Genomic DNA, 15,254 nt, shown 5'->3' with positions numbered 1-15,254 from the left:
GTCAAGCTTAATGGGCACGATCCCTATGCCTATCTGAAAGACATCATGACGCGGCTCCCTACACAGCCCGCCAGCCGGCTTGACGAGTTGCTGCCGCACTTCTGGCAGCCTCAGCTCCAACAGTAGGCTGACGTCGGCTGCCGAACCCCTGGGATCACCGGGCGCTTACGCTCGGTGAGCGCAATCGTCGCATCGGATGGGCGTGGGGCGTCGGTGCTACGATACGTGCGTACCCCTTTTCCGACCGCTCCCGCACGCGATGAAATCCGAAGTAACCCCCCCGGTTGTCCTGATCATGACGACACTTCCCGACGCCGCCAGCGCCAGCGTTCTCGCGCAAAAGGTGCTCGAAGCACGACTCGCCGCATGCGTGACGGAATACGGCGCAGTGCGCTCGCGCTATCACTGGCAAGGGCAGGTGGAAATGGCTGAAGAACTCCAGGTGCTGTTCAAAACCTCAATCGGCCGCAGCGACGAATTGCGGCGCTTCATTGCTTCGAATCATCCCTACGAAACACCCGAAATTCTCTCGTGGCAGGCGGAAGCAGCGTTCGGTTACGGGCAGTGGGTCATCGCGGAAACTTCACGTCGTCTTCATGTTTAAGTCTTCTGGCGCCTTTGCGCGTCGCGTGTTCGCGGCGGCTGCCTATTTGCTCTCGTGTTGCCTCCTGTTGCTCGGGGCGTCGAACGTCGCGCGCGCGGCGGACGACTTCCTCGACCCGGCCGTCGCGTTCAAGTTCAGCGCGACTGAACGTCCCGGTGAGATCGAAGTGCGGTACAAGATCGCGGATGGCTACTACATGTATCGCGAGCGGTTTGCATTCGCCGCGAAAGGCGGCGCGGCGACGCTCGGCGACGCGCAGTTGCCCGCTGGCAAAGTGCACTTCGATCAGACGTTCAACAAAGACGTCGAAACCTATCGCGGCGACCTCGTTATTCGCATCCCGGTCAAGCAGGCGAGCGGACCGTTCGATGTCGCCGTGACGTCGCAGGGCTGTGCCGACCAGGGCATCTGCTATCCGCCGATGGAGCGCGTCTACCGTGTCAACGGCGCGGCACTTCAGGCCGCCGGTGCCACCGCCGCCGCGCCGCCGGCCCGCACCGACACGCCCTGGTACGACCGCGCGACAAACGCCGATTACGCGCAATCGCTGCTGGAAGGCGGCGGCTTTTTCGCGGTCGTCGGGCTGTATTTCGTCGCGGGCGTCGTGCTGAGCCTCTTGCCGTGCTCATATCCGATGATCCCGATCCTCTCGGCGATCATCATCGGCGAGGGCGCGCGCGTCACGCGGGCGCGCGGGTTTGCGCTGTCGTCGGCCTATGTCTTCGGGATGGCGCTCGTCTATACCGCGCTGGGCGTCGCGGCCGCGCTCGTCGGGCAGAGTCTCGGCGCGTGGTTGCAGAATCCGTGGGTGCTCGGCGCGTTCGGCGTGCTGCTGACGGCTTTCGCGCTGACGCTCATCGCGGGCTTCGATATCGCGCTGCCCGAGCGCTGGCAGAGCGGCGTCAACGCGGCGTCGCAGAAACGGTCCGGCGGGAAGTTCGCCGCGGTGATGGTGATGGGCGCGCTGTCGGCGCTGGTCGTGGGCGCTTGCATGACGGCGCCGCTCTTCGCGGTGCTCGCGTTCGTTGCGCATACCGGCAGCGCCGCGCTGGGAGCCGCCGCGTTGTTCTCGATGGGCGTCGGGCTCGGTGTGCCGCTGCTCATCATCGGACTGGGCGCCGGCACCCTGCTGCCGCGCGCGGGTTCGTGGATGGACGGCGTGAAGGTCTTTTTCGGCGTGGTGCTACTCGGGGCGGCCTTGTGGATCGTCTGGCCCGTGCTGGGCGGCGTCGCGCAGATGCTGCTCGCCGCGCTGTGGCTGCTGATCTCGGCGGCGGCGCTCGGCCTTTTCGCGGCGGGCGCGGCGACCCTGACGATCTGGCGACGCCTCGGCCGCGGCCTCGGCGCCGCGTTCGCGATCTGGGCCGCGACGCTGCTCGTGGGCCTCGCCGCCGGCTCGACCGATCCGTTGCGTCCGCTCGCCGTGTTCGCCGCGCGCGGTAGCGGCGGCGGTGTGACGCAACAGGCGCAGGGCCCGACATTCGCGCCGGTGCGTTCATCGACGGAACTGGACCTCGCCGTCAAAGCAGCGGCCCGACCGGCGATGCTGGATTTCTACGCGGACTGGTGCGTGTCCTGCAAGGAAATGGAGCATCTGACGTTCAGCGATCCGCGCGTGCGAGCGCGCCTTGCGCAGTTGAACCTGCTGCGCGCCGACGTCACCGCGAACAATGCCGACGATCAGGCCTTGCTCAAGCGCTTCAAACTGTTCGGCCCGCCCGGGATCATCTTTTTCGACGCCCAAGGCAACGAAAAGGCGCGCGTCGTCGGGTATGAATCGCCGGAAAAATTCCTGAAGAGCATGGAAAAACTCGGCACCGCGCCGACGACCTGAAAAAAAAGGGGCGATGCCAACAGCATCGCCCCTTTTCCCAATCCAAAACCGCTTACTTCGATGCCCGCAGGATGCGCGCGGCGTCGAGCGCGAAATACGTCAGCACGCCATCCGCGCCCGCGCGCTTGAACGCGAGCAGCGATTCCATCATCGCCTTGTCGTGATCGAGCCAGCCGTTCTGCGCGGCCGCCTTGATCATCGCGTATTCGCCGCTCACCTGATACGCGTAGGTCGGAAAGCGGAATTCCTCCTTCACGCGATAGACGATGTCGAGATACGGCATGCCGGGCTTCACCATCACCATGTCGGCGCCTTCCTCGATGTCCATGCGTACTTCGCGCAGGGCTTCGTCGGAATTGGCCGGGTCCATCTGATACGTCATCTTGTTGCCCTTGCCGAGATTCGCAGCCGAGCCGACCGCGTCGCGGAAAGGCCCGTAGAACGCCGACGCGAACTTCGCGGCATAGGCCATGATGCGCGTATGGATGTGGCCCTCGCTTTCCAGCATCTCGCGAATCGCGCCGATACGGCCGTCCATCATGTCCGACGGCGCGACGATGTCGACGCCCGCTTCAGCCTGCGTTCGCGCCTGCTCGACGAGGATCTCGCTCGTTTCGTCGTTCTTCACGAAGCCATCGTCGTCGAGTACGCCGTCCTGGCCGTGACTCGTGTACGGGTCGAGCGCGACATCGGTCAGCACGCCGAGCTCCGGGAAATTTTTCTTGAGCTCGCGCACGGCACGCGGAATCAGGCCCTCGGCGTTGGTCGCCTCGCGTCCATCGGGCGTCTTCAGGGAAGGCTCGATGGCCGGGAAAAGCGACAGCACCGGTACGCCGAGCTCGACGCATTGTTCGGCCACTTTCATCAGCAGATCGACGGAGGTGCGCTCGACGCCGGGCATCGACGGCACCGCCTGCCGCACATTCGCCCCTTCGACGATGAAAACGGGGTAGATCAGATCATTCGTGGTGAGGAGGTTTTCGCGCATCAGGCGGCGCGAGAAGTCGTCGCGGCGCATGCGGCGCGGACGGTGATGCGGATAGAAACTCATGATGTCGTCGACGTGGGGGATTCGATTGGTGGCGGGCGCGGACTGGCTCGCAAGCCTTGCTGGCTGTGCCGCGCGGGCCCGTCCAGAAACTTTTCAAGACAATGGTATATCATACCGATCGAGCTAGGCGCTTTGCGCTGAACTCCCCGCTTCTCCTCCCTGAGCGGGTGCCTGTCGTTATTCGATTAGGCTGTTTGACCCGCCGTCATGCGGCGGGTTTTTTTATGCGCGGCCGCTTTTCGCGTGATAAGCGCGTTCACTGCGACGCGTCTTCGGTTTCGCTCTCGCCCGTCGCTTCAGGGATCAGCCAGCTTTCGACCAACTCGTGCGCCTCTTCGATGCCCGTGCGCTTGAGCGCCGAAAAAAGCTGCACGGTCAGTTCCCCGCGATAGCCTGCCGCCTTGTAATCCGCGAACGATTTTTTCGTCGCGCGCAGGGCGTTGGTCATCTCCTGTCGCGTCAATTTGTCGCATTTGGTGAGAAGCGCGTGGATCGGCTTACCCGTCGGCGCGAACCAGTCGATCATGATCTGGTCGAGTTCGGTCAGCGGCCGGCGCGAGTCCATCATCAGGATCATGCCGCAAAGCTGGGCGCGGCTTTGCAGGTAAGTGGAGAGCAGTTGCTGCCAGTGCGCCTTCGCGGCGCCCGGCACTTCCGCATAACCGTAACCGGGCAGATCGACGAGATGCGCGACGGGCGCGTCGGCCGGACCCACGGAGAAGTAGTTGATATGCTGTGTGCGTCCCGGGGTCTTGCTCGCGAAAGCCAGCCGTTTCTGATTGCACAGGATGTTGATCGCGGTCGACTTGCCCGCGTTCGAGCGTCCGGCGAACGCGATTTCGGGCTGCGGCGTGGGCGGCAGATCGCGCAGATGATTGACCGTCGTGAAGAAACGGGCTTGATGGAGCAGGAATGACATTGGCGGGCCGATTGAGAAAGCTGTGAGAACCCAAGCCTTGAGAACCCCGTAAATACGGGGCTCGCCCCGACTGGCGTCTTTGCGATTAGCGGGTTATTGTACAATACGGCGGTTTTCGAAAAGACCAGCAAGGGCGCGCAAGACCCAAGCCAGATAAGGAGCGGGACGGATTTTCGGGCATTTTTCGAGCCCTTCGTTCGGGTATCTTGTGGCGAAAAAGGTCGCCGTCGTTTTGCAGAACCTCACATTCTCACAAGACGAAAAACAGGGTACGCGAATGAACCGACTGTACAAGTCTCTGATGGTGCTTCAAGTCGCAGCAACGTTCGGTGGATTGGCAGTGTCAGGACAAGCGGCGGAGCCCGCCCAGCCTGCGAAACCGGATCTGAACCGGGGACAGGCAATCGCAACCCAGGTATGTGCCGCCTGTCACGCGGCGGACGGCAACAGCGCCGGCGCGGCGTTTCCGAAGCTCGCGGGCCAGCATGCCGAATACATCGTCAAGCAGTTGAAGGATTACAAGACGCAGCCCGGCGCAAAGGCGCCGGCGCGCAACAACCCGATCATGGCGGGCATCGCGAGCGCGCTGTCGGATCAGGATGCGGTCAACGTCGCGGCTTACTTCGCGTCGCAGAAGACCAAGCCGGGCTTCGCGCGCGACAAGAACACCGTCGCGCTCGGCCAGAAGATCTACCGCGGCGGCATCGCGGACAAGGGCGTGCCGGCGTGCGCGGCCTGTCATGGCGCCACGGGCATGGGAATTCCGGTGCAGTATCCGCGGCTCTCGTGGCAGTGGGGCGACTACACTGCGGCGCAGTTGACCGCGTTCGCGCAGGGCACGCGCAACAACAGCGAGCCGATGCACACAATCTCGCTGCGCCTCACGGATGCCGAGATCAAGGCGGTGTCGGATTACATCGCGGGTTTGCATTAAGCTTCACGCGTCAAAGAGCGTGGCAGCCGCTCATGGTGTCGCCACGCAGCAGTCGCCCATATTACGAAGCCGGTCCGACGAGACCGGCGCAAACAAGAAAAGGGTGGGACGCCGGTCAATGACCGCTGGCGTCTCCACCCTTTTTTGCTGTCCAGTCGGAGTTTGAATGAGCGTCACCACCTCGGGAATGCAGTCGAAGTCGAGTCGTCGGGCTGTCAGGCATTTCGTCGAACTCGTCAGTTCGATGCGCTTCGCGATCGCCTTGCTCGTCGTGCTCGCGATCGCGAGCATCATCGGCACGGTTCTCACGCAGGAAGATCCGTACCCGAATTACGTCAACCAGTTCGGTCCGTTCTGGGCCGACATCTTCCGTGGCCTGAGCCTCTACACCGTGTACAGCGCGTGGTGGTTCATGGTCATCATGATTTTTCTGGTGATCTCGGTATCGCTGTGCGTGATCCGCAACGGCCCCAAGATGATCGCCGACATGAAGAGCTGGAAGGACCGCGTGCGCGAAGGCAGCCTGCGCGCGTTCCATCACAAGGGCGAGTACGCGGTGACGACGAACCGCGCCGAAACCGCCGCGACCTTGCAGCGCCTCTCGACCAAACTCGGCTACAAGCTCGTCACGCGCGAAACCGATAGCGGCGCGACGCTGATCGCGGCCAAGCGCGGCGCGCTCACGAAACTCGGCTATATCTCGGCGCATCTGGCGATCGTCGTGATTTGCCTCGGCGGACTGCTCGACAGCAACCTGCCCATCAAGTTTCAGATGTGGCTCTTCAACAAGACGCCGGTCAGCACGAACGCCGTCATCAACGACATACCGCCGGAACACCGGCTGTCGCAGTCGAACCCGACATTTCGCGGCTACGCGTGGGTGCCCGAGGGCCAGTACGTCGGCACGGCGATCCTGAACCAGCAGGACGGATCGCTGATCCAGGACCTGCCGTTCTCCATTCAACTCGACAAGTTCATCGTCGATTACTACTCGACCGGCATGCCGAAGCTCTTCGCGAGCGACATCGTCGTGATCGACCACGCGACCGGCAAGCGCATTCCGGCGCGCATCGAAGTGAACAAGCCGTTCACCTACGACGGCATCTCGATCTACCAGTCGAGTTTTCAGGACGGCGGCTCGAAGCTCGAAATGACCGCGTGGCCGATGTCCGGCGACAGCCCGAAAACGATGCCGTTCAACGGCGCGATCGGCGGGACGGCGCCGATCAGTTCGCAGATGATCGGCGCCAAGGGAGATACGGTCGAATTCACCGATTTCCGCGCGATCAACGTCGAAAACGTGACGAACGGCAGCGGCGAGATCGATGCGCGCGGCGTCGGCCAGACGCATTCGCTCAAGCAGGCGTTCGACGAACGCCTGGGTTCGGGCGCGAAGACGTCGAAGCCGAACGACCTGCGCAACGTCGGACCGTCGGTGCAGTACAAGGTGCGCGGCACGGACGGCCAGGCCCGCGAATACAACAACTACATGCTGCCGGTCGATGTCGGCGGCCAGCCAATGTTCCTCGCCGGCATGCGCGCGAGCCCGAACGATCCGTTCCGCTACCTGCGCATTCCCGCCGACGAACAGAACTCCGTCAAGCAGTGGATGCTGCTGCGCGCGGCGCTCGCGACGCCGGCGACGCGCATCGAGGCGGCGCATCGCTTTGCGCAGCGCTCGGTGCCGCAGTCGAGCGGCGAGTTGCAGAAGCATCTGGAAGAGAGCGCCGTTCGGGTGCTGAATCTCTTCGCGGGCACCGACGAATCCGGCGCAGCGCCGCAAAACGGCCAGGTGACCGGCGGCTTCCAGGCGATCGCGAGCTTCATCGACCGCTCGGTGCCGAAGGGCGAGCAGGAAAAGGCGGCGGGACTCCTTCTGCGCATGCTGGAAGGCGCGACATGGGACGTGTGGCAGATCGCGCGCGCCCAAAACGGCCTGCCGGAAGCCAGGGTCGACGAAAAAACGACCGCGTTCGTCCAATCGTCGATCAACGCGCTTTCCGACAGCTTTCTGTACGGATCGCCGGTTTTCCTGCAACTGGATTCGTTCAAGCAGATCCAGGCGTCGGTGTTCCAGCTCACGCGCGCGCCGGGTAAAAAACTGGTGTATCTTGGCAGCCTCCTGCTCGTACTCGGCATTTTCGCGATGTTCTACGTCCGCGAACGCCGGCTCTGGTTCTGGCTCAAAGATAAAGACGAGGGCGGCGCGACCGTGCTGATGGCAATGTCCACCGCGCGCAGGACGCTCGACTTCGAAAAGGAATTCGCCCAGACGCGCGACACCATCGCGGCCACGCTCGGCGGCAGGCCGGTCGAAGCCAGCGAGGCGGCCGAAGCCGTCCCGGCGTCGCACCCGGCCGCCGCGCAGTCCGAATCCGTCGGCTCGCACGAATCAACTCGGTAAGATCATGGCTCTCACTCAAGCTTCCACCCGTTCGACTCCGGCCGCGCAGACGCCCGCACCGAGACCCGCCGATGCGTCGCTGTTCGACGACCGTCCGTTCCTGAAGAAGCTCGGCGCGCTCGACTGGCTGTTCGCGCTGGCGATGGTGGCGGGCGCGGGTTTCGCGCTGAACCGCTACTACCCGTTCATGGATTATTACGACAAGGCGGTGCTGATCGCAGCCGTGCCGACCTTCGTCGTGCTCGGCTGGCGCTGGAAGCCGGTGCGGCTCTTGATCGCGATGATCGCGTTGCTGTCGCTCTCGGCGATCCAGCTTTATCACGCCGACCTCGCCCGCGCCGACACGAACTTTTTCCTGAAGTATTTCCTGTCGAGCCAGTCCGCGATTCTGTGGATGAGCGCGCTTTTCGTGCTCGCGACGGTGTTCTACTGGATCGGCCTTCTGTCACGCTCGGCGACGGGCGGCGCGATCGGCTCGCGCATGACGTGGGTCGCGGTGCTGATGGGCTTCGTCGGCCTGATGGTGCGCTGGTACGAGTCGTATCTGATCGGCACGGACGTTGGGCACATTCCCATCTCGAATCTGTATGAAGTCTTCGTGCTGTTCTGCCTGATCACGTCGCTCTTCTACCTGTACTACGAGCAGCATTACGCGACGCGCGCGATGGGTGCGTTCGTGCTGCTCGTGATCGGCGCGGCCGTCGGCTTCCTGATGTGGTATTCGATCGCCCGCGACGCCCAGCAGATCCAGCCGCTTGTCCCGGCGCTGCAAAGCTGGTGGATGAAGATCCACGTTCCGGCGAACTTCATCGGCTATGGCAGCTTCGCGCTGTCGGCGATGGTGTCGGTGGCGTATCTGGCGAAAGAGCGCGGTGTGCTCGCCGACCGCCTGCCGTCGCTCGAAGTGCTCGACGACGTGATGTACAAGTCGATCGCGGTGGGCTTCGCGTTCTTTACCATCGCGACGATCCTCGGCGCACTGTGGGCCGCCGAGGCGTGGGGTGGCTACTGGAGCTGGGACCCGAAGGAAACGTGGGCGCTGATCGTGTGGCTGAACTACGCGGCGTGGCTGCACATGCGCCTGATGAAGGGCCTGCGCGGCGCCGCCGCTGCCTGGTGGGCACTGACGGGGCTGATCGTCACGACCTTCGCGTTCCTCGGCGTCAACATGTTCCTTTCGGGGCTGCATAGTTACGGCAAGCTGTAATCCGGCGAGCCGTCGCACGACTAAAAACCGTCACGCAAATTTTGCTGGCGGTTTTTTTTCGCCATGCGCGGAATAGGCGCACCCGAAAGCCTGTTCGACCTTTATTACTGTGGGGAATGCGCGCGCCGGTCCGGCGCGGCGGCGTAACGGGAAAGGACTGCAAAATGTGGATCAAACGAGATCGTCAGCTTTACGGCGACGATATTGCGCGAAGCGAAATCACGCCGCGCGAAGTGTTCGAGAACCGCCGCCGCGTGCTGCGTGCGATGGGCGCGGTCGCTGCAACGGGCCTGGTCGGCGCAAGCGGCGAAGCCTTGGCCGCGATGACCTCGCCGGACGCGAAGGGCCAGAAGCTCGCGGCGACGATGAATTCGAAGTTCGTCGTCACCGATAAAGTCACGCCGTTCAAGGACATCACGTCGTACAACAACTACTACGAGTTCGGCACGGACAAGGGCGATCCCGTGCAGAACGCCCATTCGCTGCGGCCGAAGCCCTGGAAGATCTCGGTCGAGGGCGCGATCAAGAACCCGAAGGTGTACGACATCGACGAAATCCTGAAACTCGCGCCGCTCGAGGAACGTGTGTACCGGCTGCGCTGCGTCGAAGGCTGGTCGATGGTGATTCCGTGGATCGGCGTGTCGCTCTCGGAACTCATCAAGCGCGTCGAGCCGACGGGCAACGCGAAGTACGTGCAGTTCATCACGCTCGCCGATCCGTCGCAAATGCCGGGGCTGTCCACGCCGATTCTCGAGTGGCCGTATTCCGAAGGCCTGCGCATGGACGAAGCGATGAATCCGCTGACGCTGCTGACCGTCGGCCTGTACGGACAGGTTCTGCCGAACCAGAACGGCGCGCCGGTTCGCGTGATCGTGCCGTGGAAGTACGGTTTCAAGAGCGCGAAATCGCTGGTGAAGATCCGCTTCGTCGAAAAGCAGCCGCCGACGAGCTGGAACACCTACGCGCCGTCCGAATACGGTTTTTATTCGAACGTGAATCCGACCGTCGATCACCCGCGCTGGAGCCAGGCGACGGAGCGGCGCATCGGCGAGGACGGGTTTTTCCAGCCGAAGCGCAAGACGCTGATGTTCAACGGTTACGGCGATCAGGTCGCGTCGCTCTATCAGGGCATGGATCTGAAGAAGAATTTCTAAGTGGACCGCATGCCAACCGTATCCGATATCAAGCGGCCCGCTTCAAGAACCGCGAGCGGCGGCTGGATCGTGCCGGCGCAGGCGTTCGTGTTCCTGGCGGCGCTCTATCCGCTCGCGCGCCTCGTGTTCCTCGGCGTGACGGACGGACTCGGCGCCAATCCGATCGAATTCATCACGCGCTCGACCGGCCTCTGGACGCTCGTCTACCTGTGCATCACGCTCGCGATCACGCCGGCGCGGCGGCTGACCGGCGTGAATGCGCTCGTGCGCTTTCGCCGGATGCTCGGGCTCTATGCGTTCTTCTACGCTGTGCTGCATTTCACCACGTACCTGTGGTTCGACAAATGGTTCGACGTCGCCGAAATCGTGAAGGACATCGCCAAGCGGCCGTTCATCACGGTCGGATTCACGGCGTTCCTGCTGCTGATGCCGCTCGCGGCGACGTCGCCGAAAGCGATGGTGAAGAAGCTCGGCCGCCGCTGGGCGACGCTCCACAAGGCCATCTACGTTATCGCGACGCTCGCGATCCTGCATTTCTGGTGGATGAAGGCGGGCAAGCACGATCTGATTTTGCCGAAGATTTACGGCGCGATCGTCGTGGCGCTGCTGGGCTGGCGGCTGATCGTATGGCTTCGGAGCAAACGCGCGCGCGGATAAAAAAAGCGATGCCGAGGCATCGCTTTTTTTCAACGAGCGCTCGAGACGCTCAGTCCGGCAGGATCGATTCCCCGGCGAACAGTTGGTTCACTTCCTCGCGCTCGCGCACGAGGCGCGCACGTTCGTGGTCGACCATCACCTCGGCGGCGCGTGGACGCGTGTTGTAGTTCGAGCTCATCACGAAGCCGTAGGCGCCGGCCGAGCAGATCGCGAGCAGGTCGCCCGCTTCGACGGCCAGTTCGCGCTCGCGTCCGAGCCAGTCGCCGCTTTCGCACACCGGTCCGACGACGTCATAGACGTGTGCCGGCACCGCGCGCTTCACGACCGGCACGATGCGATGGAACGCCTCGTACATCGCCGGGCGCGCGAGGTCGTTCATCGCGGCATCGACGATGGCGAAGTTCTTTTCTTCACCCGGCTTCAGATATTCGACGCGGGTCAGCAGCACGCCCGCGTTGCCGACGAGCGAGCGCCCCGGCTCGAAATACACTTCGCGCTGGCCGTGGCCGCGCTTCTCGATATGCGCGAGCACCGCGCGCACGAAGTCGCCGATGTCGGGTGGTGTCTCGTCGTCGTAGGTAATGCCGAGGCCGCCGCCGACGTCGACGTGACGAATCTGTGCGCCGTCCGCCTCGACCTGCTCGACGAGTTCGAGCAGCTTGTCGACGGCGTCCAGATACGGGCTGATTTCGGTGATCTGCGAGCCGATATGACAGTCGATCCCGATCACATCCAGGTTCGACATCGCAGCAGCTTCGCGGTAGGTCGCGCGCGCATCGGCGAACGCGACGCCGAACTTGTTGGACTTCAGCCCGGTGGAAATATACGGATGCGTTTTCGCATCGACGTCGGGATTCACGCGCAGCGACACGGGCGCTTGCTTGCCCGCCGCCTTCGCCACGTCGTTCAGCGCGTGCAGTTCCGGAATCGATTCGACGTTGAAGCACTTGACCCCCGCGTCGAGCGCCTCGCGCATTTCAGCCGCCGTCTTACCGACGCCCGAGAACACCGTGTCTTCGGCCTTGCCGCCTGCGGCCAGCACGCGCGCCAGTTCGCCCGACGAGACGATGTCGAAGCCCGCGCCCAGTCGCGCGAACACGTTGAGCACCGCGAGATTGCTGTTCGCCTTCACGGCGACGTGGATTTTGGCGCGACGGCCATCGCAGGCATCCGCGTAGGCGCGATAGGCGGCGGTGAGCGCGCTGCGCGAATAGACGTAAAGCGGCGTGCCGAACTGGTCGGCGAGCGAAGCGGCGGATACCCCTTCGGCGTGCAATACGTCGTCGACGTAGGAGAATGCGGATTGAGTCATGCGAAACCTGGGGAACGGTAAAGCGTCGGAATCAACGGGCCGCAATCAGCAGGCCAGATTCAATTGGACGACGATGCGGCTTTGGGTGCTGAAGCACCGGATTTCAGATCCGTGTCCGGTGAAAGCGTGAGCGGCTCTCCCGAGGTATCGGGCACGGAGTCGTCGTCGGATGCGCCGGGCGCCTTGCCGGTTCTCGACGCGGTTTCACCGCTCGGCGTGACGCCGGACGGCGACGTTTCCTGGAGATCGCCCGGACGCTGGGGCAATGGCGGCGTGGCCGGAAGATAGAGCGGACCGCGCTGACCACAACCGCCGAGCGCGCCCGCCGTGACGGCGGAAACGGCCAAAGCCGTTACAATCGCGCTCATCCTGAAAACGACTCGCATGACTGTCCCTGAATAAATAATCGCAGGAGTTTAGCATGACCGACCAGGAATACCTGACCCTCGCCGAGGCCGCGCTGACGGCCATCGAACGCTCGGTGGACAAGGCGGAAGCGGATATCGAATTCGAGCGCAGCGGCAATGTTCTGACGCTGGAATTCGAGAATCGGACGAAGCTGATCGTCAATTTGCAGCCGCCGAAACACGAGATCTGGCTGGCCGCGAAGGCGGGCGGATTTCACTACAAATTCGTCGACGGAAAGTGGCGCGACACGCGCGACAACACCGAATTTTTCGCGACGCTGACGAAATACGCGACGGAACAGGCGGGCGAGCCGGTCAGTTTTTCGGCATGACCGGCGCGCCTGCCCGAGTCTGCGTTATTGGCTCTTGAACAGGTTCATGATGTCCTGCTTTTCCTGCTCGCCGACATCGGGCGTCGGCGCCGCCACGCCAGAGACGCCTTCTTCCGACGGCTGCGCCTGACTCACACCGATCGTCGCGATAAAGCCGTGTCCCGGCGTCATGTCGTCGTAATACAGTTCGCCGCCGAGCGACGTCACGTCGGGCGGCTGCTGTGCGCGCCATTCCGGCACGCCGCGCAACGCGCGCGACATGTAATCCATCCACACCGGCAGCGCGAGCCCGCCGCCTGTTTCCTTGTCGCCGAGCGTGCGCGGATTGTCGTAGCCGATCCACGCAATCGCCACGAGCGAATGCTGGTAGCCCGCGAACCAGGCATCGCGTGAATCGTTCGTCGTGCCCGTCTTGCCGGCCAGATCGCCGCGCTTCAACTCATTCGTCTTCGCGCCCGTGCCGCGCTGCGCGACGCTCTGGAGCAGGCTGTTCATCACATACGCGTTGCGCGGCGTGATCGCGAGCGGCGCGCTTTCCTGCGCGACGAGCGGCTGCGGATGCGAAACGACGGCGCCGCGCGGATCGGTGATATCCGCGATCAGGTACGGATTCACGCGATATCCGCCGTTCGCGAACACCGAATACGCAGTCGCCATCTGCAGCGGCGTGACGAGACCGGCGCCGAGCGCCATCGGCAGATAGGCCGGATGACGGTCCGCGTCGAAGCCGAACTTGGTGATGTACTGCTGCGTGTATTTCGTGCCGATCTGGTTCAGGATGCGGATCGACACCAGGTTGCGCGACTTCTGCAGCGCCTGACGCATGCTCATCGGGCCGTCGAAGCCGCCGCCGTAGTTCTTGGGCTCCCACGGCTGGCCGCCGGTTTCGGCCGCGCTGAAGAAGAGCGGCGCGTCGTTGATGATGGTCGCGGGCGACAATCCCTTTTCCAGCGATGCCGAGTACACGAACGGCTTGAAGCTCGACCCCGGCTGGCGCCAGGCCTGCGTGACGTGGTTGAACTTGTTTTTGTTGAAGTCGAACCCGCCGACGAGCGCGCGGATCGCGCCGTCCTGCGGCACCACCGACACGAGCGCGCCTTCCACCTGCGGCAATTGCGTGATGATCCAGTCGCCGTCGTCGTTTTTCATGAGGCGCACGATCGCGCCCGGCCGGATGCGCTGGTTCGGCTGCGCGCGCGTCGAGAGCGCGTTCGAGACGAAGCGCAGGTTGTTGCCTTCGATCGTCGCCACGTTGCCGTCTATGAAGCTCGCCTTCACCTGTTTCGTGCTCGCCGACGTCACCACCGCCGCGACGAGTTCGCCGTTGTCCGGATGCTCGGCGAGCGCGTCGTCGATGGCCTGTTCGCGCTCGTCGGCGTTCGCGGGCAGCTCGATGAAACCCTCCGGCCCGCGATAGCCGTGACGGCGCTCGTAATCCATGAGGCCCTTGCGCACCGCGCGATAGGCGGCGTCCTGATCGGCGGAATCGATGGTCGTGACGACGTTCAGGCCGCGCGTATAGGCTTCCTCGCGATACTGCGCGTACATCATCTGCCGGACCATTTCCGCGACGTACTCCGCGTGCACGCTGAACTCGCGCCCCGCGCCCTTCACGACGAGCGGCTGCTTCGCCGCCTGGTCGTACTCGTCCTGCGTGATGTAGTGCAACTCCAGCATGCGCTGCAGGATGTACTCCTGACGCACCTTCGCGCGCTTCGGATTCACCACCGGGTTATACGCGGACGGCGCCTTCGGCAGGCCCGCGAGCATCGCCGACTCGGCGAGCGACACGTCCTTCAGGTCCTTGCCGAAATAGACGCGCGCGGCGCTCGCGAAACCGTACGCGCGCTGGCCTAGATAGATCTGATTCATGTAGACCTCGAGAATCTGATCCTTCGTCAGCGCCCGCTCGATCTTGTAAGCGAGCAGCATCTCGTAGATCTTGCGCGTGTAGGTCTTCTCGCTCGACAGGAAGAAGTTGCGCGCCACTTGCATCGTGATCGTGCTCGCGCCCTGCGACGCGTGCCCGTTCGTCAGCGCGACGGTGCCCGCGCGCAGGATGCCGGTCAGATCGACGCCGCCGTGGTCGTAGAAGCGCGCGTCTTCGATCGCGAGAATCGCTTTTTTCAGATGATCGGGCACGTCCTGGATACGCACGACGCTGCGCCGTTCCTCGCCGAATTCGCCGATCAGTACGTGATCGGCCGTATAGATTCGCAGCGGCACCTTGGGCCGGTAGTCGGTGAGCGCGTCGAGGGACGGCAGGTTCGGCTGGGCCACGACGAGCGCATAACCGAGGACGAGCCCCGCACTGATGACCAGCGCGAAAATACAGATGAAAAATCCCAGAAAAATCCGCAACAACAGCGGGCGCTTCTTCCGCTTGGGCGGCTGGGACGGCGGGGTCGACGGGGTAGAGGATTGCATAGCACCACCAAA

14 protein-coding genes are annotated in these 15,254 nt (G+C 63.5%); 9 read left to right on the top strand and 5 right to left on the bottom strand.

Features of this window, described 5'->3' with window-relative positions:
* The 3 genes from QCE48_RS13795 to dsbD form a co-directional block, all read left to right on the top strand.
* Positions 1-126 (top strand): transposase domain-containing protein (locus tag QCE48_RS13795; RefSeq protein ID WP_309794196.1); only part of this gene is annotated, 126 nt, incomplete at its 5' end.
* A gap of 133 nt (positions 127-259) precedes the next feature.
* Positions 260-604: a divalent-cation tolerance protein CutA gene (gene cutA, locus QCE48_RS13790; RefSeq protein WP_309787159.1), complete on the top strand. Its 345-nt coding sequence runs from the start codon at positions 260-262 to the stop codon at positions 602-604.
* Positions 597-2,438 (top strand): protein-disulfide reductase DsbD, encoded by a 1,842-nt coding sequence (dsbD, locus tag QCE48_RS13785; RefSeq protein WP_309787160.1) that lies wholly within the window; start codon positions 597-599, stop codon positions 2,436-2,438. The genes cutA and dsbD overlap by 8 nt, the downstream gene beginning before the upstream one ends.
* A 52-nt stretch (positions 2,439-2,490) precedes the next feature.
* Here the strand turns inward: dsbD and hemB are convergent, their stop codons facing one another.
* Both hemB and yihA read right to left on the bottom strand, forming a co-directional pair.
* Positions 2,491-3,489, bottom strand: coding sequence for a porphobilinogen synthase (hemB, locus tag QCE48_RS13780; protein WP_309787161.1), 999 nt, complete (start codon positions 3,487-3,489; stop codon positions 2,491-2,493).
* Positions 3,490-3,745: 256 nt separating this feature from the next.
* Positions 3,746-4,408, bottom strand: a complete 663-nt coding sequence (gene yihA / locus QCE48_RS13775; RefSeq protein ID WP_309787162.1) for a ribosome biogenesis GTP-binding protein YihA/YsxC — start codon at positions 4,406-4,408, stop codon at positions 3,746-3,748.
* 277 nt (positions 4,409-4,685) lie between these two features.
* Between yihA and QCE48_RS13770 the strand changes: the two genes are divergently transcribed.
* From QCE48_RS13770 to msrQ, 5 genes are all read left to right on the top strand, one after another.
* Positions 4,686-5,342, top strand: a complete 657-nt coding sequence (locus QCE48_RS13770; RefSeq protein WP_087632588.1) for a cytochrome c — start codon at positions 4,686-4,688, stop codon at positions 5,340-5,342.
* A 166-nt stretch (positions 5,343-5,508) separates the two neighbouring features.
* Positions 5,509-7,746 (top strand): cytochrome c biogenesis protein ResB, encoded by a 2,238-nt coding sequence (locus QCE48_RS13765; RefSeq protein WP_309787163.1) that lies wholly within the window; start codon positions 5,509-5,511, stop codon positions 7,744-7,746.
* A gap of 4 nt (positions 7,747-7,750) precedes the next feature.
* Positions 7,751-8,953: a c-type cytochrome biogenesis protein CcsB gene (ccsB, locus tag QCE48_RS13760; RefSeq protein WP_309787164.1), complete on the top strand. Its 1,203-nt coding sequence runs from the start codon at positions 7,751-7,753 to the stop codon at positions 8,951-8,953.
* Between the two features lie 164 nt (positions 8,954-9,117).
* Positions 9,118-10,107 (top strand): protein-methionine-sulfoxide reductase catalytic subunit MsrP, encoded by a 990-nt coding sequence (gene msrP / locus QCE48_RS13755; protein WP_309787165.1) that lies wholly within the window; start codon positions 9,118-9,120, stop codon positions 10,105-10,107.
* Positions 10,108-10,116: 9 nt separating this feature from the next.
* Positions 10,117-10,764, top strand: coding sequence for a protein-methionine-sulfoxide reductase heme-binding subunit MsrQ (gene msrQ, locus QCE48_RS13750; RefSeq protein WP_309787166.1), 648 nt, complete (start codon positions 10,117-10,119; stop codon positions 10,762-10,764).
* 49 nt (positions 10,765-10,813) lie between these two features.
* Here the strand turns inward: msrQ and lysA are convergent, their stop codons facing one another.
* Positions 10,814-12,076: a diaminopimelate decarboxylase gene (lysA, locus tag QCE48_RS13745; RefSeq protein WP_309787167.1), complete on the bottom strand. Its 1,263-nt coding sequence runs from the start codon at positions 12,074-12,076 to the stop codon at positions 10,814-10,816.
* Between the two features lie 59 nt (positions 12,077-12,135).
* Positions 12,136-12,462: an LPS translocon maturation chaperone LptM gene (lptM, locus tag QCE48_RS13740; RefSeq protein WP_309787168.1), complete on the bottom strand. Its 327-nt coding sequence runs from the start codon at positions 12,460-12,462 to the stop codon at positions 12,136-12,138.
* A gap of 35 nt (positions 12,463-12,497) precedes the next feature.
* On the opposite strand from lptM, the gene cyaY reads away from it, so the two are divergent.
* On the top strand, positions 12,498-12,815 hold the full coding sequence (gene cyaY / locus QCE48_RS13735) for an iron donor protein CyaY (protein WP_309787170.1): 318 nt from the start codon (positions 12,498-12,500) through the stop codon (positions 12,813-12,815).
* Positions 12,816-12,839: 24 nt separating this feature from the next.
* On the opposite strand, the gene QCE48_RS13730 is transcribed toward cyaY, so the two are convergent.
* Positions 12,840-15,242, bottom strand: coding sequence for a penicillin-binding protein 1A (locus tag QCE48_RS13730; protein ID WP_309787171.1), 2,403 nt, complete (start codon positions 15,240-15,242; stop codon positions 12,840-12,842).
* Positions 15,243-15,254 lie beyond the last annotated feature (12 nt).

Source organism: Caballeronia sp. LZ024, assembly GCF_031451455.1.
Taxonomy (GTDB): Bacteria; Pseudomonadota; Gammaproteobacteria; order Burkholderiales; family Burkholderiaceae; genus Caballeronia; species Caballeronia telluris.
Note: the sequence above shows the minus strand (reverse complement) of the source record. Positions and strands in the feature narration are given on the sequence as shown.